This is a genomic window from Sphaerochaeta halotolerans (assembly GCF_003429665.1).
In the GTDB taxonomy this organism is placed as follows: Bacteria; Spirochaetota; Spirochaetia; order Sphaerochaetales; family Sphaerochaetaceae; genus Sphaerochaeta; species Sphaerochaeta halotolerans.
This window is the reverse complement of record NZ_QUWK01000003.1, coordinates 138,291-156,990: the sequence shown is the minus strand read 5'-3', so window position 1 is coordinate 156,990 and position 18,700 is coordinate 138,291. Positions and strand designations below refer to the sequence as shown.

The following is an 18,700-nucleotide window of genomic DNA, read 5'->3' as shown; positions in this document are numbered from 1 at the left end:
GGCACACCACTACCCTTAGGACCATGACAGAACTCGCACTTCCTGCAGGATCCCTGCAAGCAGCGTTGACAGCCTTCAAAGAAGGTGCAGATGCTGTATATCTCGGGCTGAAAAGTTTTTCAGCTCGGGCAAATGCTACCAATTTTACCTTCGAGGACTTGGCAAAACTTCGCCAGGTCGCGCTTACTGAAGGAAAAAAAATCTATGTTACCGTAAATACCCTCATTGAAGAATCAGAGTTGGATGAAGCATTCAAGACCCTCAAGCATATTGATTTCATCGGCTGTGATGGTATCATCGTCCAGGACCTTGGCTTGGTGAATCTCATCAAGACATATGCTCCAAAGCTCGCACTGCATGCAAGCACCCAGCTATCTGTCCATACGATAGCCGGGGTACAGGAGCTGGTTCGTCTTGGATTCGAACGAGTCGTGCTTGCCAGAGAACTGACGTTCCAGGAAGTCAAGCGCATCCGTGAGGCATGTAGGGATGTGGAACTTAAGGTATTCATCCATGGAGCACTGTGCTATAGCTTCTCAGGGCTCTGTACTGCCAGCGAACAGCTGTGTGGCAGAAGTGCAAATAGGGGAAGTTGTGCCCAGATTTGTAGGAACTACTTCACTGTGGAGCATGACCCCAACGTATCAAGTACTCTCTCCCCAATCCCACAGGGAGTAAAAGATGGTTGGTTTTTCTCCATGAGCGATATGAAAGCAGGCCCTGTAGCAAAGGAGCTTCAAGAGCTGGGCATAGAAAGCCTCAAGGTGGAAGGGAGGATGAAGAGTCCTGCATATACCGGCTTGGCTGCTCGGTATTACCGGGCAATCCTGGATGGGGATGATAATGTTGAACAACTGGATGAAGCACTCTCGGTTGTCTTTTCACGTCGTCAAACTTCCGGCTGGCTTGCCTCCTATGGTCGAGAGAAGCAAGATTTTACCATCAGGAGGGCGCCTACCCTTGGCAGTACAAGTTACCCAGGCCACCGTGGTATCAAGGCAGCGAAGATTACATTGGTAAAGCGTGATTCCATCATGGTCACCCTGCTCACAGATGTATCGCTCCGTGACGGATTGATGTACTTTATCAGAAGCCAGAAGCAACCAATCGACACGATCAAATTTGGTATTAACTCCCTGATAGACCAACGCGGTAGAAGTATTACTGGAGCCTATGAGGGGGAGTCGGTTGCCATTATGTTACCGGCGAACTCCCCACGTCCCCATACTGGAGAATTTCTCTACTTGATCAGTCGACATGACCAGAATCCTGCTTTGATCAGTGAGGCACTTCCGCTCAGCAAGCATCCGGTAGACATGACCTTCACCCTGCAAGATGAATCTCTGCATATTCAATGTCTGTATGGGGAGGCAACTTATGAGATTCCCACAAGCGAAGCACGAAAACCCCAGGAAACAGAAGCCAATATTGTTTCCATTTTCAGCCAAAGTGATACATCGTTTCTCACGCTTGGTTCCATTCACGTCGTGAACAAGACACAACTCCCTATTGAGCAAATTTTCCTCCCCCTCTCCGCTCTGAAGGCAATCAGACGCGATTGGTATGAGTTGCTTGACCGGACGCTGGCACAGGAATTGACAAAGAATCTTCCAAAGGAACCCATTTCCCAGAAACTGGAAATGAGACAATTGCCCCCTCGCTCCTTGTTGCGGACTGAACAGAACCTCCCTTACATCGACCTCAAGAGCCTAGTGGAGTCAGAGAAGCCACTGTCTTCCTTGCTCTTCACCTATGAAGGGCAGTATTACCTACCCTTGAGTCCGGTTATGTTTGATGAGGATGCATTCTTCTCTGATTTGGACAAGGTCATTGATCGGATGGAAAAAGAGAGTCTTCTGGATTCTGTTTCCTTTGGATTGAACAACTTGGGACAACTTGCATATTTCAGGAATCGCCAACTATCTTGCTTTTTTGACATCTACGTATATCTGGCAAACAGCGAGGCAGCTAACCTTGCACTCACGTTCGGGTTAAAAATGGAGGGAGGCTATCTTTGGATGGAACGAAAACAGACAAATCTAGAGTGCTGGCCATTTATCCCCACCGTGGTTGATGATGCCTTCAGCCCACCACTGTTCATTAGCCGATCATGTTTCCGTCATGACTCCCTGCGTTTAAGCTGCGAGGGATGCCCTCATCGGGGATCGTGGTATGTGAAAGGAGATAATCAACGATTGCGTGTTATGGTGGAGGATTGTATTACCACGGTTGTCCACGCTTAAAATAGTTTCTCTACAGCATCCTGGAAGGGATCGAAAAGAGGGAAGGCAAGCATTCCTTGCCTGTCCAACGTTTTCAGTTCCTCGTAAGAAACCCAACGATAGTCGGTTGTTTCCCCTTCCTGCAAGCGGATGGAATCGGGATCAAGCGTCTTTCTCACCAGAAAGATATCGACAAATGAGGCTACTTTGAGAACGGTCCCCAAGCAGGTAATCTCATCAGGGGAAGCTTCAATGCCTGTCTCTTCACGCAGTTCCCGTATTGCGGCTTCCCTGCTGGTTTCCCCACTCATCACCGATCCTGCAGTATTCTCCCAATGACCAGGGAACAACTCCTTTTCCTCAGAGCGCAAGGTGATGAGGAAATGACCATCCTGGTTCAAAGTCCATACCGACACCACAACATGATACTCACCCTCTTTGAGGGGGAGTCCTCTTTGGTGTGTCTTTCCTAGAAGCTTTCTTTCATGGTCATAGAGATCCCAGAATTCCCTCATGATGACTCCTTCCTCAGCATAGTAGAAATTCTTCATGGTTTCTGCAAGTACAATGAAAACAGGGCTCCCAATCCTCTTCAGAGAATGGGAGCCCTTAGCGTGTATGATGGGCTATTAAATAAGGCCGAACTTCTTTACAAATGCCTCGGCGTTCTGGATGGAACCTCCGGCTGCACCTTTTACGATGTTGTTGACCATCAGAATGAAACCAATCTTTCCATTTTTCTTCTTCAAGCGACCAGTGTACACCACCATTCCACTGGGATCCCCCCAAAAGGCATACTTGGGTTGTGGGAAGGTGGGATCCGCACCATATTCAACCGGCTGTACTGCAGTGGAAGGAAGGTCTGGTACATTCTTGAAATCTGCCCAGTCCTTGATGATGTCCTCAACTTCAACATCCTGCTCGAAATCCAACCAGACTGCTTCAAGATGTCCGAACATGACCGGTACACGAACGGTGAAGCAGTATACCTCAGGGTCGATGGTGAGAATCTTCTTGATCTCTTTCTCAATCTTTTCTTCCTCTCCCCTAATGAAGGGAATGCAGTTGTCGGTGATATCGAAGGAAGAGAGCCCTGGATAGCCAGCTCCACTTACGCTCTGGTAGCTGTGTAACATGATATTCTTGATACCATATTTTCGAAGCGGAGCCAGTGCCATTGCCAACCCTGTGGTGACGCAGTTGGCATTGGTTACCACAAAACCCTTTTCAGGATATCCTTGCGTTTTTACAAGATCAAGCTGTTCAATATTGGTTTCTGGGATAAGAATAGGAACATTCGAGTCATAGCGCATTGACGCAGCGTTTGAGAACACATAGAAACCATTATCCCGAAGCTGTGGTTCAGCTTCACTGGCAACCTCAGCGGGAAGTGCAGAAAAAACAATCTGTACTCCTTCCTCCTGCATTGCTTCCATGTTGAACTCTTTTACTTCCACATCCCTGATTTTCTTGGGCATTTCAAATGGCATGACCCAGTGCACCGTGGAAGCATATTTCAAGCCGACACGAGATGCTGATGCTGTTGCGTACGTGAGCTCAAACCAAGGATGGTCAGCAAGCATCCACATAAAAACCTGTCCAACTGCTCCTGTGGCACCCATTACTGCAACTTTAATTTTCTTCTCCATCGAGGGGTCTCCTAACCGGATTGGTATCCGTTTTCTTCACTAATGTATCAGTACGGTACTGATTTTTCAGAGTTTGCGCAATAGTTTAGTAACAAATAATTGAATTTTTTAACAGAATGTTATTATATTAACACAAAGTTCAAGATAGTGAACCCTTTTTTGTGTTTGCATAGTACTGATACAACCTAGCTATGTATAGCCTCAGACCAACACTATCTGAGTGTAGCAACCTTTTGTACTGGAACACTAAAGGCTATACCGCTTCCCTCTTCCTGCAAGAAAGGAAGCTTGGATACTGCCTCCAGTACCGCATCTCGTTCTGTGTGGGGAAGAAGAATTATGAGCATTTCTTTCTCGGGGACCAAGGATGCTGAGAAAAAGGCGATATCCTCTGAGGTTGCTGTTCCCCTTCCTTCAATAATCGTCCCACCTCCGGCCCCTGCCTTACGGGCTGCGGCCATGATATCATCAGCAAATCCGCTAGCACAGATCATGTATACCAAGTCAAATGCATGCTCTTTCACAACTGGATGATCTTCATTCCTGCTTGCAGGAACAGATGCAAGCAGTCCTCTGGTATGGGGAAATCTTGAAAGCGCATCCCACACCGTTTGTTCAACCCCATCATCAACCAAGGTAAGCAACACTTCCTTGTCTGCATCACCTAGGCCCAGGAGACAGAGCAATGAACTTGAGGCGGTACCACGTCCCCTGAGAATGGTACCCCCACTACTCCCTGACTCTTTTGCAAGTTGCATGAGTGAATCTGCTTTTCCTGCTCCTACAATAGCCAACAACAAGCTACTCATTGTCCTTTTCCTCCTTTTTCCAGCTTGGCTTGTTTTCGTTTGTAGAGCAAGCCTAAGAGTTGGACTATCACCACAGGTGTCATGGAGACAAAAATGATAATCCCGAATGCATCACTGACAGGGTTTCCCCCCACTGAGGTAGAGGCTCCTATGGCAAAACTGAGAATGAACGTAGAAGCCAGAGGGCCTGAGCTTACACTCCCACTATCGAAGGAGAGCCCTACAAAAAGATCCGGAATCCGGAAAGAGAGCAGCACTGCAAGGCCATAGACCGGAACCAGGAAGTACCAGATAGGAAGGCTGTGTATGATACGGAACATGGCCATCAGACCGCTCCCCCCTACTCCGATCGAGAGGGCTGCGAGCATTATTGGCTTTCTCAGATGTCCTTGGGTTATCTCCTGTACCTGATCGATTAAAACGGCTACCGATGGCTCACTGAGCACCGTAACCGCACCGATAACCAGTCCAAATACCAACAAGAGGCTCTCATTAAGCTGTCCAAGCTGATAACCGATCTGGTAGCCGACTGGGATAAACCCTCCATTCACACCTACGAAAAACAGGATAAGGCCAAGACTGGCGTACACCAAACCAAATGCCATACGAATCAACTGCCTGGCTGGCATTCTCACCAGGAATATCTGGTAAAGGATGCATAACACGACCAGTGGAAGCAAGGAGGAAAGCACCTGCTGTGTGCTTGGTGCAAAGAGCGAGAGAAAGGGCTGTATCTGCGGTACTGATGAAGTAGTCTGCACAGCTGTATTGCCATCTCCACTGAATAGGGAAAGCACCAACATGGCCATGGTAGGACCAATAAGGGCCAAGGAGACATAGCCGAAGTTGTCTGCATCCGTTTGGCTTTTCTGTACGTGAGCGATACCAACACCAAGAGCCATAATAAAGGGAACAGCAAGGGGACCTGTTGCAGCTCCACCGCTGTCAAAGGCAATACCCAGGAATTCAGGTTTGCTGAATATTCCCAGTACAAGCAGTAGAAGATAGCTGATTGCATAGACCCACTTCAGCCCTACATGCAGGATCACACGGACCATGGCAATCATCAGGAAAAGGCCAACACCGAGAGCTATGGATAGAAGCATGGAGAGAGGAGAGATGGAGGGAGCTACCAGCGAGACTTGCTCGAGTAAGACACTGATATTCGGCTCAGCAAAGATGATTGCCATACCTACCAATAAAGCGGTAATCAACAACAGGGAGAGCCGCTTCTTTCTCGTTACCGCAGATCCTATTCGCTCTCCGATCGGGATAAGACCAATATCAGTGCCAAGCAAGAATAGGGAAAGGCCGAGAATAATCAGCACCCCACCGATGAGAAATGAAGAGATCATCCCTTCGCTCAATGGAGTTACAAAGAAATGGAGCAATGTTACCAACAAGAGGACAGGGAGGATGGAAAGCCCCACTTCCTTCACCTTTTTAAGCGCCTCCATATGCAAATCCTCTTGTATTCTTCATGTATTTAACTAGTTTTATAATAAGATTTTATACCCTTTTACATAAAAAAGGTCAACGCTTAATCCAGCCTTAGAGAAAATTTGCTGGACATACTTGACTTATTACGGGTCAATTCGTATGATACTTTTTGTTATTGTCTTGGGGGTGTAGCTCAGTTGGCTAGAGCGTTTGAATGGCATTCAAAAGGTCAGGGGTTCAATTCCCCTTACCTCCACTTAAGAAGTCGTTGCGAAAGCAATGGCTTTTTTTAGGCTCAAGGGAAAAATCTGGGCTCAAATCATTTTCTTGGGGCGTGATTGGGATAGCCATTATCGTATTGAAAGGTAATCCCTTTTCTAATTTAATTTTATGGCAAATAGCTGTCAACTTGGTTTTATTCATAGACTAGCTCCATGATTGATTTAACATCCTCCTCAATACCCATCTTCACTGCAATATTATAAAGAGCTTGAATATCCTTTTCTTCATATTTGGCATACGATCTGATAAGAGTGATATAGACCTCAGCATCCATCTTATCTTTGTGTGCAATGAAATCGCAAAGTGTTCGTTCATACGAATAGACCTTAACTTTATTATTAAACATGGTTCGAACTTCCACCATTCCCAAATCATGAAGCCCTTTATGCACATAGTGAATGTTTACTCCTGGAGGAGTTTCATTGAATTTATAACTATAGTGAACGGTAATATCGATGGTCTGAGGAATTTTATCCGTCACTCCTAGCAGGTGCAAGGCTGTCTCATATGAGAATACTACTTTACTAAATCTATGTTGTAGAAAATAATACTCATCATACATTCCATTTTTGGAAATATATAGACCCGCAGAGTCTCTTGTGAGGAGACCCTCTCGAACGAGTCTCGTCAGGTATACGGTGGGAATATCATTAGCTCGGCAGTATGACGCAGTAATTATCCCACCTGTCTTCTCAAGGTGTTGTTCAATTTTTTTTCTGTAATCCATATAAACCTACTACATGTTGCATCTACACGGATATATTAGCATTTTTTCCGTGTTAAAGCAACAATTATAAAAATCTATGGTTGTACACTTTTTCACATTGATATATGAAAAAAGAAGAAAACAACTAGACTCAACACTTCATTTCAAGACAGTGAATTGGAATACTTCATTCCCCAACGGAGCTAGAGGAGAGGAACCATCATGATGGTTCTTCTCCCAAGCGAGTGCCGGGAAAGCAAGGTGAGATACCCCGCCCCTTGGGGCGGAAAAGGAGGCAACGCCTCCTGGATCCAGGGCTTGCCCTGGGGTATTGATACCTTTCATCCCCTCTACAAATAAGTCAGCATTGCCTGGTAGGTCTCCATAATCTTTGCCTCATCCAGAGCTTTCTTTGCGTTATTTACCGTTACCACTACCGTATACTGGTTTCTCTCTTCATCAATAAGGAACGTGGTGAGATTAAGTACTCCTGGCTCACTGCCTCCCTTGTAGGCAACACGCTGCCACTTCTCCTTGGTTGCCAAGCCTGCGTTGATGGTCATCAGATCCAGATGCTGGAGTCGTTCGACCAAATCGGCAAGCTCCGATGCTGTCATGAACCACTCAATATCAAGGGCAACAGGGTCCCCCGAGAAGAGACTTGCTTCAGGAAGATTTCTGTGTGGGAGAACGGTAAGCAATGTTCTTTTGAGTGCTAGGGAAGCTTTCCGATACTGTTTGAGGATGTCCTCGTTCTCTGGGTTCTTAAGCCGAAACATATCCCCGGTAGAAAGAACAGGGATACTATGAGGGAGATACTTCTCTACGCTGGACCTGCCTACAAAAGAAAGCAACATATCAGTGGCTGTGTTGTCACTCTGAGAAATCATGAGTGCAGCAAGCGTCTCAATGGTTACCTGGGTACCCTCCGGCCAATCCTGAAGAATACCGGTAGGGAGACTCTTCAGTGAAGAACGTATTGGTACACTCTGGTCCCACCGTAATTGCCCAGCAGCTATTGCATCCTGGAGGGCTGCCAGGATACCAAGCTTGAAAGAAGAGCCAACTGCAAGAGGAGTATTCCCTTGGTGGTCCACGAGAATCTCTCCATTCTTACGAATCAGTACGGAGCTTTCTCCATCCAATGAGGTTATCTTTTTCACAGCATCAGCGAGGGTGCCACGTGTATCGATGATTTCTGTAAACTGGAGACCGGCAACTTTTCCCTGTCCATCCAAACTGATGTATGCTGTAATTGTTCCATGTTCCAGAACAACAGTATACGGATTCTTAGTTCCATCTACTTCCTTGAAATCACCAAGTTGATCAGTCAGTTGGATGATGAGTTGTTGCATGGAGGAGGGAGGTACTGCTGCCTCGAATTGCCTTGTGTATTTGATACTGGTAGGACCATTTGTAAACAAACGAGTAAGAGCGGCGGGTTCAGTTATAGTACTGGCAATCACTACGGCCTCCAGAAGTACCAACAACACAACAAGAATTGCTAAACGTTTTTTCCACATATCCCTCTCCAACCATATACATAAGGTTTTTATGGAGGCCATTATACAATACAAACCAGCTATAGTCACCTAGAGCAGACCCGTTACAACAACCCAAGGTCCTTGTTCAGAAGGCTGGTGATAGACTTGGCATATTCGGTTGGACTCTTTCCGTCGACCTTGGAAAACTGTTTGGAGAAGTGGTGGATGGAACTATAGCCAAGCTGGTATGCGATAGTGGTCATGTTCCCCTTCCCTTCCCTGATCAGCTGTTTTGCTTTTTCTATCCTTAGGCGGGCATACCACTGCATGACACTATTACCTGTTTCATGCTTGAAAATCTGTTGGGCAAGGGAGTTGCTCATTGAGCAGTGATTGCATATGTCGGATAGACTAAGATTCTCAGCAAGATTATGTTGCATGAAAGAATTTGCCATTTCAAAACGAAAACGCCTGTCCTCCACTTGGGTGGTGTTGAGCAAGGTTCCATCTTTTTCATTCTGGGAGTTCTGGATGATCAACTCCAAAAGGAATGCCTCAAAATAGTTCTTGATCAATTGCTCGCTCCCAAATGGCCGATTGTCACGTAATTCCAGCTTGGTATAGAAAGGGTCTGATAAATTTGTCTGGAAGTTCTTCTTCGCTTCATTGATGATGATGGACATCAGGCTCTTGGTCCGTTGGGTAATACGCAGCACCTTGTTCTCAAAATAATTCATGCTCGGGGAATTGCAGACAAAGGAGATAACCACCAAACAGGGAGAGATGATCCCATTGCACTCCACACTGTGAAACTCATTTGGCTTGTGGAAGATTATCTGCCCTTGCTGCAGCTGATACCTCTCCCTGTCGGTCCCAGCAAATACCACACCCTTATCTACATACAGCAACTCCCAGAAGTTATGCCGCTCACCTTTGAAGATAAACTTGTGGGGGTATTCAAAATAATGAAAGGTCACAAAATGACTCACATTAAGCTCAATCTTCATGGGGGAGAGGGAAAATCCATCGATGTGTTTTGCCATGATTCTAGCATACAAGAGAAAATCATAAACGACAAACATTATGTTTTTTTGGATAAATCAAGTATGAGAAACGGGCTTATACTCGAGTTAGATTGCAATTCAAATATGAATTGTTCACACAAAAAGGAGTCAACTATGAAGAAAAAAGGAATGGTTGTTGCACTGCTGGTATTGGCAGTTATCGCCACCCCGCTGTTTGCCGGGGGATCAGCAGAAGATGCTGCTGGAAAAAAGACTGTCACCTACTGGTCGATGTGGAATGAAGCTGAGCCACAGGGCCTTGTCATGGCTGAAGCTGCTGAAGCATTTGAAGAAGAGACTGGTATCGAGGTTGAAATCGTCTTCAATGGTCGCGAGATCAGAAAGACCCTGCAACCTGCTCTGGACGCTGGAGAGACGATTGATATCTTTGATGAGGATATCTCTCGTGTTAACTCCACGTGGGGTGAATATCTCCTTCCTTTGGAAGAGTATGTATCCAAGAGCTACCCCACCACAGGTGGTGAGAGCTACAGTGATGCAGTAAGTACAGCCTTGATTGACCTTGCTCGTCAGGCCGGTGGTGGCACACTCAAAACAGCTCCTTACCAGCCATTTGCTTTTGTGGTCATGTACAACAAGGATCACTTCAATAAGGCAGGTATCACCGAGACCCCAAAAACATGGACTGAGTTCGAGAATGTATGCGCAAAGCTGGTACAGGCAGGAATTACCCCAATTACGGTTGATGATGCATACATGGCAGCATTCTTCGGGTACAACATGGCTCGTCTTGCTGGTTATGAGAGAACCCTGGAAATGGCCAACAACAATGAATTCAACGACCCAGCGGTTCTTGAGTTTGGCAAAATCTGGTCAGACTTCGCAAAGAAAGGGTACATCAGCAAAAAAGCAGCCTCCAACATCTATCCTGCAGGACAGATTGAGGAAATTGCCGCAGGAAAGGTTGCGATGTACCTCAATGGAACCTGGCTTCCTAATGAGATCAAGGGCAACGCTCCTAACTTCAACTGGGGTGCCTTCGCATGGCCTGAAATGGGACCAAACGGAAATGGCACTGAAGCTAACAACTATGGAGCACAGTGCTTCGGCATCAATGCCAATTCTCAGGTACCAGACGAAGCCTTCCAGTTCATCGTCTACCTTACCACTGGTGAGTGGGACTCCAAACTGGCAAAGGAAAGCCTTGGTGTACCGATGGGCAAGAACAGCACCTGGCCAAAGCAAACAGCTGAAGCCAAGACCATCATCGACAATACCACCACATGGATGACCTGGGCTGCTGGAATGGAAAATCTTGCAGACGTCAATGCAAAGATCAAGGAGAACTTCTCCAAGCTCATCCTTGGTTCCTTGAATGCAGAACAATTCTACGCTGCAATGAATAAATAGGGCTTTAACGCTACGCCCTCTGAAACACCATGTTTTAGGGGGCGTTCATTTCTCAAAGGTACCACTATGAAAAAGAATCGCACGATGATCATCATCTTTCTCACCCCGGCCATGATCTGCTACCTGTTGGTATTCTTGTATCCCTCGATCCGGACAACCATCATGAGCTTTTTTGCCGTCGAGTCTGTATCAGATCCGATTTCAACCTGGAGTTTCAACGGGTTGGAAAACTACCGGACCCTGTTCAACACAGCTATTTTTAGACAATCGATGCGTAATATTGCAAGTATCTGGCTTGTTGGTGGTATAGGGGTAATGGTCACCGCACTGTTCTTCGCTGTTTCCCTTACCAATGGAATGAAATTTTCCAAATTCTTCAGGAGCGTCATATACCTCCCCAATGTAGTATCGGCAATAGCGATGGGAACCATGTGGATCAACTACGTCTACAACTCTTCCTATGGATTACTTCACGATATCTTTGCAACACTGGGGATGACGACACTCTCTGAGACTCTCTGGACAGGGCCGGACAAACTCTTCTGGTCCATGCTGGTCGCCTACTCATTCGGCATGGTTGGGTACCATATGCTGATTTTCATGGCAAGCATTGAACAAATACCCAAGGATTATATGGAAGCTGCACAGATAGAAGGGGCAAATGTCTTCCAGCGGTTCTTCCATATAACCCTGCCGTTCCTACGGGGTTGTTTTAGGACAAACATCGTCATGTGGACCGTTTTTACTGTTGCCTTCTTTGTCTGGGGCCAGTTATTCAGCCCGGTCAACCTCTCCAATGCAACGGTAGCTCCCATGAACTATATGTACGAAATTGTATTCGGGTCCTCGGCCAGCACCACCACCGTCAGGGATAGTGGAGCAGGTGCAGCCGTTGGAGTTATCATGATGATTATTGTCATCATCGCCTTTTCAGCAACCAACCTCATCGTCAAGAACGATGATGTGGAATTATAGGAGGGAGTCATGGCCAAAAAACTTCGTTCACTCGACCATCATACACAAGTTAGACTGATCCCTTCCTACGTCTTGGTAGTTACTTGGGCAATCTTTACCTTTGTACTCATTGGCTGGGTATTTTTCGCTTCTTTTTCGACTAGTCAGGAAATATTCAGTGATTCCATGTTCAAGTTTGAGTCGGGGTTCCATTTCGAGAACTATATTCGTGCCTGGAATACACAAAAAGTATCGGTGTATTTCATGAACTCGTTGATGTACACCGTGGTATCCTGTACCTCAATCATCCTCATTGCTTCCCCTGCAGCCTATGTATTGAGCCGATTCAAGTTCAGGGGAAATCTATCCATCCAGAGCCTTCTTGCCTCTGCATTAGGAATCCCGGCGATCATGATCGTCATGCCACTGTTCAGCCTCGTAAGCCGATTACGCCTGACAAACAACCGTTGGTTGCTCATATTCCTCTATATTGCCATGAATGTTCCTTTCACTACTTTCTTCCTGCTTGCATTCTTCAAGAGCCTGAGTACCACCTATGAAGAAGCAGCCTACATCGATGGCTGTTCCCCTATGGGGACCTTCTGGAGGATTATGTTCCCCTTGGTGCAACCGGGGATTATCACGGTTACTGTGTTCAACTTCATCACCATCTGGAACGAATACTTCATGTCAATGATTTTTGCAAACAAACCAAAGGTGAGACCTGTCTCCGTTGGACTGTTCAATATGATCCAAGCCATGCGATACACAGGAGATTGGGGCGGGATGTTCGCCTCTGTCGTTATCGTTTTCCTCCCGACATTTCTCCTCTATATATTCCTTTCAGAGCGAATCATCCAAGGAGTAACAGCAGGAGCTATCAAAGGATAGAATCACACACTGTTCATTCCATTTTACTCATCCCACCCCAAGAGGCCTGTATGCAGATTTCAGAATATAAGCTCCGCCAAGTTATCAATCATTTCGCTATCGAAGGTTCCCTGGCTTCCATCGAGGTCAACAAGGAAGGACATATCAACTCCACGTTCTTCACCACCTTCACGAATGAAGGAAGTGTCCAGAAATATACCCATCAACGAATAAATACCTTGGTGTTCAAGCAGCCGGTTGCCTTGATGGAGAATGTCAGTCTGGTTACTTCACACATACGATCGAAACTAATCGGTCACTATGACAATGTTGAGCAACGGTGCCTGCGTGTCATACCTACCCGTTCTGGGACCAATGTGTATGTTGATGAGGATGGGGGGTATTGGAGGACCTACCAGTACATCGATCACGTGAAGACCTTCAAGACGATAGCAGATGCAGAACAAGCATATCTCCTGGGTGAGGCCATAGGCAACTTCCAGTTGCAGCTATCGGACTTTGATGGGAACCAGCTACATGAAACCATTCCTCACTTCCATGATATGCGCCTACGCTATGAACAGCTTGAAGAAGCAATACAGGTGAACCATCAGGATCGGATACAGATGGTAGGACCTGAAGTGGAATATCTCATGGATACCAAGGAGCGGGGATTCATTCTCTGGGACAAACTGCAGGAAGGAAGTCTTCCTGTACGGGTGACCCATAATGACACGAAGATCAACAATGTCTTGTTCAGCCTCGATGGAAAAGAAGCGCTCTGTATCATTGACCTTGATACCGTGATGCCTGGAACCATCCTTTTCGATACCGGGGATATGATCAGGACGGCAACCACAACAGCAGAGGAGGATGCCACTGATCTTTCCAAGGTACACTGTGACACCTCACTCCATCATGCTTTACTGGAAGGATACTTCTCAAAAGCTGACTTCCTTACCCCGCTTGAACGATCTCTGGTGGTCGAATCAGGAAGAAACATCACCCAGATCATGGCAGTACGATTCTTGACGGATTTTCTCAATGGGGATCGCTACTATCATATTGATCGGGAGAACCAAAACCTTGATAGAGCGAGGAACCAGATTGCCCTCATGCAGGACATGGACAGCAAGTGGCAGACGCTATCACAAGGAGTGTAGAGTATGACTTCAATTAAGAGTGGCACATTCAAGGCAAACGCGGCCTTACCTATTGGAGCCAATCCACTTCCCTCCTTCAGAGACCCCAAGCACGATGCCCTCGTAAGAGTAAAACCACAAGTTTCTTCTAAGAATACTGCCTTTTTGGGCCTTGATTGCGGCAAGCGTTCCCTACCCTACCAAATCCAAGACCGATACGATAGAAACCGAGAAGAGCAAGATATACCTGCAATCATCATGGAGAACGACTATCTCAAGGCGACCTTTCTCCCAACGCTTGGGGGAAGACTCATCAGTCTTATCGACAAAGAAAATGACAGAGAACTGCTGTATTGCAATGCAAGTCTCCAAGCTTGCAACCTTTCCAATCTTGATGCATGGTTCGCTGGAGGCATTGAGTGGAATATAGGCCAATATGGGCATGCCTTCACCACCTGTAGTGATGTATTTGCCTCGATTCAGAAAGATGAGGAGGGTGTGCAGTTCTTGCGGCTCTCTGAATATGAGCGATGCAAGGGTCTCTGGTGGCATATCGACTTCCACTTGGGAGATACATCCAGGCTATTGTATGCCCATGTCCATATCCACAACCTTTCTAGTGAGCGAAAATCCTTGTACTACTGGACAAATACTGCAGTACCAGTCACAGATAAGACACGCGTTCTTGCAAGTAGCAATGAAGCACTCTATCTGGATCCCTATGCAAAGAACAACACCCGACTCTTCGGACATATGCATATGCCCCGAATGGAAATCTACGAAGACATTGATGCCTCGTACCCGAACCAATTCAAGGCATCAAACGAGTGTTTCTTTCTTTGCGAGAAGAGCCCAATGCCATGGGAGTGCGCCATTGAAGGGGACGGCAGCGGCTTCTTTGAAGTCTCTACACCACCCTTGTCCTACAGAAAAATGTTCTGTTGGGGGAGCCATGCAGGGGGAAAGAGGTGGCAACGCTACCTTTCTCCAGACAGTGAAGATGAATACATCGAGGTTCAAAGTGGATTGGCTCCAAGTCAATTGCACGGCTCGTACCTGGAGGCACAGAGTTCAATCTGCTGGACGCAGGCCTTCGGTTCTTTGGAGATATCCCCACAAGAAGCCCACAGACCACAATACGAAGTTGCCATGCAGGCAGCAGAGGATACTATTCATTTGATCATAGACGAACAGAGACTCAGAGCTATGCATCAAACATGCCTCAAGGCAAGTGAACGCAGCCCTGAAATAATAATGCACCAAGGAAGCGGCTGGGCTTTCCTTGAACAAAAGGCCCAAAATCTCTCACTACCGGTAGCGTTCCGCTTTGAAAGGGACAGCGTCAAGGATCAGGAACTTCCGTATCTTGGGCTGTTAACAGAAGGGAAACTGCCGGTCATGGACCCCGATAGCCGACCTCTCAGTGCCCCTCCCTGTTCCGATACGTGGAAAGCAATATTCATGGCTGCATTGAGAAACCCTTGCTTGACTATCCATGAATCGGCCACTCTCAATCACTACCTTGGAATCATCCACTTGGAACAAGAAGAAGTATCATATGCCCAAACGTGTTGGCTTAAGGCAATGGAGAATCTCCCAAACGCCTGGACCGCAAGAAACCTTGCACAATTGGAAATCAGAAGAGGTGAAGTGGAGGAACCTCTTCGATGGTACTCAATCGCAAGCAGACTCTCTGGTTTTAAGGCTGACCCTGCTATCGCAGAAGAGTATTGTGCACTCTTGGTTGCTGAACAGAAAACCGTCGAAGCCCAGAAGCTCTTCGAGGATATTCCCTCCACTTGGATGGATTCAAGTGAAGCTTTAAGAATTACCCGTGCAAAGCTGGCTGTTCAGGAGAAGAATGCCCCGCTTATCAAGAGCTTGGTCTTTGACCGGGAGATAGGGCATATCCGAGAAGGGGATACTCCCCTAAACAGCCTATGGTTCTCCTACCAATCCATCCTCTACAGTGAAGCACATCCTGAGGTAGGCGAGGACGAAGTGGCCAAGATTGTCAAGGAACGTTATCCTATTCCCCAAAACTTCAACTTCATGATGTTCAGGGAATAGCATGGACAATAGGGTCTTAGCAGTATCGCGAATAGGAAAGAAGATCCCTTCTACCCTAGCGAAGAGCCCAGATCAAGGCCCTGCTGATATTTCTTCATGAACACTTCAAATGTTGATTCAGGAATGGGCTGCGTAAAATAATTACCCTGCACATACTTGCATCCAAGTGCCATGGCAGCATCGAGAACAACCTTGTTTTCAATTCCCTTTGCAAGAATTTCAACATCACCCTTCTCTGCTGCCTCTTTCAATGCCGCATATACCTGTTGCAGCTGAGGCGAGAATGCCCTGAAATCCAGCTTGATGATATCGAAGTCTGCTCTCACCAATGCTTGGAGATCAAACGCCGTCTCAGTAAAGACGTCAAGGGAAACCCTGAATCCAGTTTCTCTTAGTTCCTTGATTACCAACAGGGATTCAGGAAATGCCAAGGCAGAGTCCTTGATATCAAACTCTATCTGGGAGGGATGCAATCCATGCTGCTCCGCTAGAAAGAACATACGTTTTGCAAACCCCTTCTTCAGACTCTCATCACTCACATTGATTACCGTCTTGAAGGTATAAGGGACAATCCTCGCCATCATCATGCGACGAATGATTGAAAACGTCTTTGATATAATGGTCAAATCAATGGTGGTGATGTGGTGCAATTCACAAGCTACATCCTTGAACACCTGTGCCGACAACACTCGAAATCCTCCGAGTTGCCATCTTGCCAAGCTTTCCACACCCACTACAGAAAACGATACAGAATCAATGATCGGCTGGAAAAACGGGTTAAACTCCTCTTCCCATCCATCAGTTAAGAATCCCTGCTTGCACTCATCAATATCAAGCTTTCTCGCCCGTATCATTTCATCAGCCACGAGAAACTTCTTGCGACTCTTCTTCGCTGCCTCTTCTGTAGCATAGGCCAAATCTACAAGTTGTTCGAGCGTATTCATACGATAACGCAAACCGGACGAAGCACACCCAACTGTTACGGCAAACGGGGGCAACCTGCTGGTATCCATGGAGCCAAGCATCCCATTGATTCGGTCTGTGATGGTCTGGCATACGATGGTTTGGTACTCGACCTTCTCTTTTTCATCAACAACAGTTGAAGTCGGAAAATCTCGTAGAACAGCAAATTCATCATACGTCATCCTTTGGACATTCGCTACTCCAAAATACCCCATAAGTTCTTTGGCACACCGATTATACACCTCTTCAAGCTCCTGACGGTCGACACACGATTGGAAGATTCCTCTTGCATGGATGGACACGTAGAGGCAGAATGAAGAGTCCAAATTAGCTTGGTTATTTCTTAGCCATCTTGTAAGCGACCTGCCAGTATATTCCCAAGGCTCAGTTTTACCTGAAACCAAGAATCCAATACTCATGCTAATGAGAAGAAGCAGAGTGAAGAAAATGCTGACCACAAACTTTGCATAGAAGAGGCTGACCAGTAAAGCGAGGAAGAAGCTACTTCCAAAGGCAATACAATGACGTTGCATGATTCTCATAAGGTGTTCCTTTTCTGTAGTGACTGGGAATCAGACCTTTCCTTCCCCTCCAGGAAAGAAAGGTCTGTATATATCACCTCACTTAATCTGTTGGCTTTACGAAATAACTTCCACGGTTTTTCAGAAGTAACTTGGTTCCATCAACCACTGCCGTCATTGGACGCTTGGAAATATAGAAATCCATGCCAACCTTGCGGTGGAGGAATTCATCCACGCCATCAATCATCGCACCGCCTCCACTGATATAGATACCATTCACAATAATATCGGATGAAAGCTCAGGAGGAGTATTTTGCAACACTTTCAACACCATGGTAGCAATCGACTCAAAGGGTTTGACCAGGACGTCACGAATTTCGTTCTCATGTATCGTGATCTTCTTGGGAAGTCCGGTTACTACGTCCCTTCCACTTACCCAGGTTTCCTTTGGATTTTCAATCTTTTGTCGCAAAGAGCCAATTTCTATTTTGATTCGCTCAGCAGTTTTCTTTCCGATAAGCAGGCCGTGCTTATACTGCATGTGGTCCATAATCTCACTATCAAAGTAGTTTCCAGCAATACGATTGGATTCAGAAACCACAATATCACCCAAGGAGAGTACGCCAATATCAGTTGATCCTCCCCCAATATCAATGATCATCGATCCATTGCTACTGAAGATATCAAGACCTGACCCGATTGCTCCGGCTTTTACTTCCTGTTCGATGAACACATCCTTGACCCCGAGCTTATTGCCCAGGTCCATGAATGAATCACGTTCCAACTGAGTTACCTCAGAAGGACAACAGAGCAAAAGCGTTGATTGCGTGATGTCGATATTGATGTTCTCAATCTTATGCAATGAAATCTCAATGAGTTTCTTGGTAGCATCAATATCAGAAATGACACCTTGGTGCAACGGACTCACAATCTTGATACCATGATGACCCTTTCCGATCATATTGGCTGCCATATTGCCTGTGGCAAGCACTTCATTGGTCTCATAGTCAAATGCGATTACCGAAGGCTCATTGGTAATGATCCCTTCTCCCTCGACATAGACAAGGATGTTCGCAGTGCCCAAGTCTATTCCAATATTTTTCCCAACAACGCTTTTTGTCTCTTTCTCTTGTTTTCGGATGGTGATTGCCAT

At 46.3% G+C, this 18,700-nt stretch carries 17 protein-coding genes and 1 tRNA gene; 7 read left to right on the top strand and 11 right to left on the bottom strand.

Features of this window, described 5'->3' with window-relative positions:
- The first annotated feature begins 23 nt into the window (after positions 1-23).
- A complete protein-coding gene (locus tag DYP60_RS03855; RefSeq protein ID WP_117329566.1) occupies positions 24-2,243 on the top strand; it encodes a peptidase U32 family protein in 2,220 nt (739 codons plus the stop codon).
- On the opposite strand, the gene DYP60_RS03850 is transcribed toward DYP60_RS03855, so the two are convergent.
- The 4 genes from DYP60_RS03850 to DYP60_RS03835 form a co-directional block, all read right to left on the bottom strand.
- Positions 2,240-2,773, bottom strand: coding sequence for an NUDIX hydrolase (locus DYP60_RS03850; RefSeq protein WP_237446250.1), 534 nt, complete (start codon positions 2,771-2,773; stop codon positions 2,240-2,242). The two genes, DYP60_RS03855 and DYP60_RS03850, sit on opposite strands and share 4 nt — an antisense overlap.
- Before the next feature lie 78 nt (positions 2,774-2,851).
- On the bottom strand, positions 2,852-3,871 hold the full coding sequence (gene asd, locus DYP60_RS03845; RefSeq protein ID WP_117329565.1) for an aspartate-semialdehyde dehydrogenase: 1,020 nt from the start codon (positions 3,869-3,871) through the stop codon (positions 2,852-2,854).
- A gap of 212 nt (positions 3,872-4,083) precedes the next feature.
- A complete protein-coding gene (locus tag DYP60_RS14520; protein ID WP_117329564.1) occupies positions 4,084-4,680 on the bottom strand; it encodes a transcriptional regulator in 597 nt (198 codons plus the stop codon).
- Complete coding sequence (locus tag DYP60_RS03835) at positions 4,677-6,137, bottom strand: DUF1538 domain-containing protein (protein ID WP_117329563.1); 1,461 nt, start codon at positions 6,135-6,137, stop codon at positions 4,677-4,679. Before DYP60_RS03835 ends, DYP60_RS14520 begins: the two co-directional genes overlap by 4 nt.
- Positions 6,138-6,302: 165 nt before the next feature.
- On the opposite strand from DYP60_RS03835, the gene DYP60_RS03830 reads away from it, so the two are divergent.
- Positions 6,303-6,376: transfer RNA gene (locus DYP60_RS03830), tRNA-Ala, on the top strand.
- On the opposite strand, the gene DYP60_RS03825 is transcribed toward DYP60_RS03830, so the two are convergent.
- The 5 genes from DYP60_RS03825 to DYP60_RS03805 all read right to left on the bottom strand — a co-directional run bounded on the left by DYP60_RS03825 (position 6,358) and on the right by DYP60_RS03805 (position 9,635).
- Positions 6,358-6,543, bottom strand: coding sequence for a hypothetical protein (locus DYP60_RS03825; protein WP_117329562.1), 186 nt, complete (start codon positions 6,541-6,543; stop codon positions 6,358-6,360). The genes DYP60_RS03830 and DYP60_RS03825 overlap by 19 nt on opposite strands.
- Positions 6,536-7,129 carry a type IV toxin-antitoxin system AbiEi family antitoxin domain-containing protein gene (locus DYP60_RS03820; protein WP_117329561.1) on the bottom strand — a complete coding sequence of 198 codons (594 nt, stop codon included), beginning with the start codon at positions 7,127-7,129 and terminating at the stop codon, positions 6,536-6,538. The genes DYP60_RS03825 and DYP60_RS03820 overlap by 8 nt, the downstream gene beginning before the upstream one ends.
- A 138-nt stretch (positions 7,130-7,267) precedes the next feature.
- On the bottom strand, positions 7,268-7,453 hold the full coding sequence (locus DYP60_RS03815; RefSeq protein ID WP_117329560.1) for a hypothetical protein: 186 nt from the start codon (positions 7,451-7,453) through the stop codon (positions 7,268-7,270).
- A 5-nt stretch (positions 7,454-7,458) separates the two neighbouring features.
- On the bottom strand, positions 7,459-8,631 hold the full coding sequence (locus DYP60_RS03810; RefSeq protein ID WP_165849488.1) for a serine hydrolase: 1,173 nt from the start codon (positions 8,629-8,631) through the stop codon (positions 7,459-7,461).
- Positions 8,632-8,714: 83 nt separating this feature from the next.
- A complete protein-coding gene (locus DYP60_RS03805; protein ID WP_165849487.1) occupies positions 8,715-9,635 on the bottom strand; it encodes a helix-turn-helix domain-containing protein in 921 nt (306 codons plus the stop codon).
- 135 nt (positions 9,636-9,770) lie between these two features.
- Between DYP60_RS03805 and DYP60_RS03800 the strand changes: the two genes are divergently transcribed.
- The 5 genes from DYP60_RS03800 (at position 9,771) to DYP60_RS03780 (ending at position 16,063) form a co-directional block, all read left to right on the top strand.
- The gene (locus DYP60_RS03800) at positions 9,771-11,027 is read left to right on the top strand and encodes an ABC transporter substrate-binding protein (RefSeq protein WP_117329557.1); all 1,257 of its coding nucleotides are present in this window, start codon (positions 9,771-9,773) and stop codon (positions 11,025-11,027) included.
- Positions 11,028-11,093: 66 nt separating this feature from the next.
- Complete coding sequence (locus DYP60_RS03795) at positions 11,094-12,002, top strand: carbohydrate ABC transporter permease (protein ID WP_117329556.1); 909 nt, start codon at positions 11,094-11,096, stop codon at positions 12,000-12,002.
- A 9-nt stretch (positions 12,003-12,011) separates the two neighbouring features.
- On the top strand, positions 12,012-12,872 hold the full coding sequence (locus tag DYP60_RS03790) for a carbohydrate ABC transporter permease (RefSeq protein WP_117329555.1): 861 nt from the start codon (positions 12,012-12,014) through the stop codon (positions 12,870-12,872).
- A gap of 50 nt (positions 12,873-12,922) precedes the next feature.
- Positions 12,923-14,014, top strand: coding sequence for a phosphotransferase enzyme family protein (locus DYP60_RS03785; RefSeq protein ID WP_117329554.1), 1,092 nt, complete (start codon positions 12,923-12,925; stop codon positions 14,012-14,014).
- Between the two features lie 3 nt (positions 14,015-14,017).
- Positions 14,018-16,063, top strand: a complete 2,046-nt coding sequence (locus DYP60_RS03780) for a DUF5107 domain-containing protein (RefSeq protein WP_117329553.1) — start codon at positions 14,018-14,020, stop codon at positions 16,061-16,063.
- A 50-nt stretch (positions 16,064-16,113) separates the two neighbouring features.
- Here the strand turns inward: DYP60_RS03780 and DYP60_RS03775 are convergent, their stop codons facing one another.
- Both DYP60_RS03775 and mreB read right to left on the bottom strand, forming a co-directional pair.
- Positions 16,114-17,568, bottom strand: a complete 1,455-nt coding sequence (locus DYP60_RS03775) for an EAL domain-containing protein (protein ID WP_117329552.1) — start codon at positions 17,566-17,568, stop codon at positions 16,114-16,116.
- An 82-nt stretch (positions 17,569-17,650) separates the two neighbouring features.
- Positions 17,651-18,700 carry a rod shape-determining protein gene (gene mreB, locus DYP60_RS03770; RefSeq protein WP_117329551.1) on the bottom strand — a complete coding sequence of 350 codons (1,050 nt, stop codon included), beginning with the start codon at positions 18,698-18,700 and terminating at the stop codon, positions 17,651-17,653.

Bases quoted from the DNA above. Each gene is read 5' to 3' on its own strand.
- DYP60_RS03855 (WP_117329566.1), top strand. From the start codon at position 24: ATGACAGAACTCGCACTTCCTGCAGGATCCCTGCAAGCAGCGTTGACA.
- DYP60_RS03850 (WP_237446250.1), bottom strand. From the start codon at position 2,773: ATGAAGAATTTCTACTATGCTGAGGAAGGAGTCATCATGAGGGAATTC.
- asd (WP_117329565.1), bottom strand. From the start codon at position 3,871: ATGGAGAAGAAAATTAAAGTTGCAGTAATGGGTGCCACAGGAGCAGTT.
- DYP60_RS14520 (WP_117329564.1), bottom strand. From the start codon at position 4,680: ATGAGTAGCTTGTTGTTGGCTATTGTAGGAGCAGGAAAAGCAGATTCA.
- DYP60_RS03835 (WP_117329563.1), bottom strand. From the start codon at position 6,137: ATGGAGGCGCTTAAAAAGGTGAAGGAAGTGGGGCTTTCCATCCTCCCT.
- DYP60_RS03825 (WP_117329562.1), bottom strand. From the start codon at position 6,543: ATGAATAAAACCAAGTTGACAGCTATTTGCCATAAAATTAAATTAGAA.
- DYP60_RS03820 (WP_117329561.1), bottom strand. From the start codon at position 7,129: ATGGATTACAGAAAAAAAATTGAACAACACCTTGAGAAGACAGGTGGG.
- DYP60_RS03815 (WP_117329560.1), bottom strand. From the start codon at position 7,453: ATGAAAGGTATCAATACCCCAGGGCAAGCCCTGGATCCAGGAGGCGTT.
- DYP60_RS03810 (WP_165849488.1), bottom strand. From the start codon at position 8,631: ATGTGGAAAAAACGTTTAGCAATTCTTGTTGTGTTGTTGGTACTTCTG.
- DYP60_RS03805 (WP_165849487.1), bottom strand. From the start codon at position 9,635: ATGGCAAAACACATCGATGGATTTTCCCTCTCCCCCATGAAGATTGAG.
- DYP60_RS03800 (WP_117329557.1), top strand. From the start codon at position 9,771: ATGAAGAAAAAAGGAATGGTTGTTGCACTGCTGGTATTGGCAGTTATC.
- DYP60_RS03795 (WP_117329556.1), top strand. From the start codon at position 11,094: ATGAAAAAGAATCGCACGATGATCATCATCTTTCTCACCCCGGCCATG.
- DYP60_RS03790 (WP_117329555.1), top strand. From the start codon at position 12,012: ATGGCCAAAAAACTTCGTTCACTCGACCATCATACACAAGTTAGACTG.
- DYP60_RS03785 (WP_117329554.1), top strand. From the start codon at position 12,923: ATGCAGATTTCAGAATATAAGCTCCGCCAAGTTATCAATCATTTCGCT.
- DYP60_RS03780 (WP_117329553.1), top strand. From the start codon at position 14,018: ATGACTTCAATTAAGAGTGGCACATTCAAGGCAAACGCGGCCTTACCT.
- DYP60_RS03775 (WP_117329552.1), bottom strand. From the start codon at position 17,568: ATGAGAATCATGCAACGTCATTGTATTGCCTTTGGAAGTAGCTTCTTC.
- mreB (WP_117329551.1), bottom strand. From the start codon at position 18,700: ATGGCAATCACCATCCGAAAACAAGAGAAAGAGACAAAAAGCGTTGTT.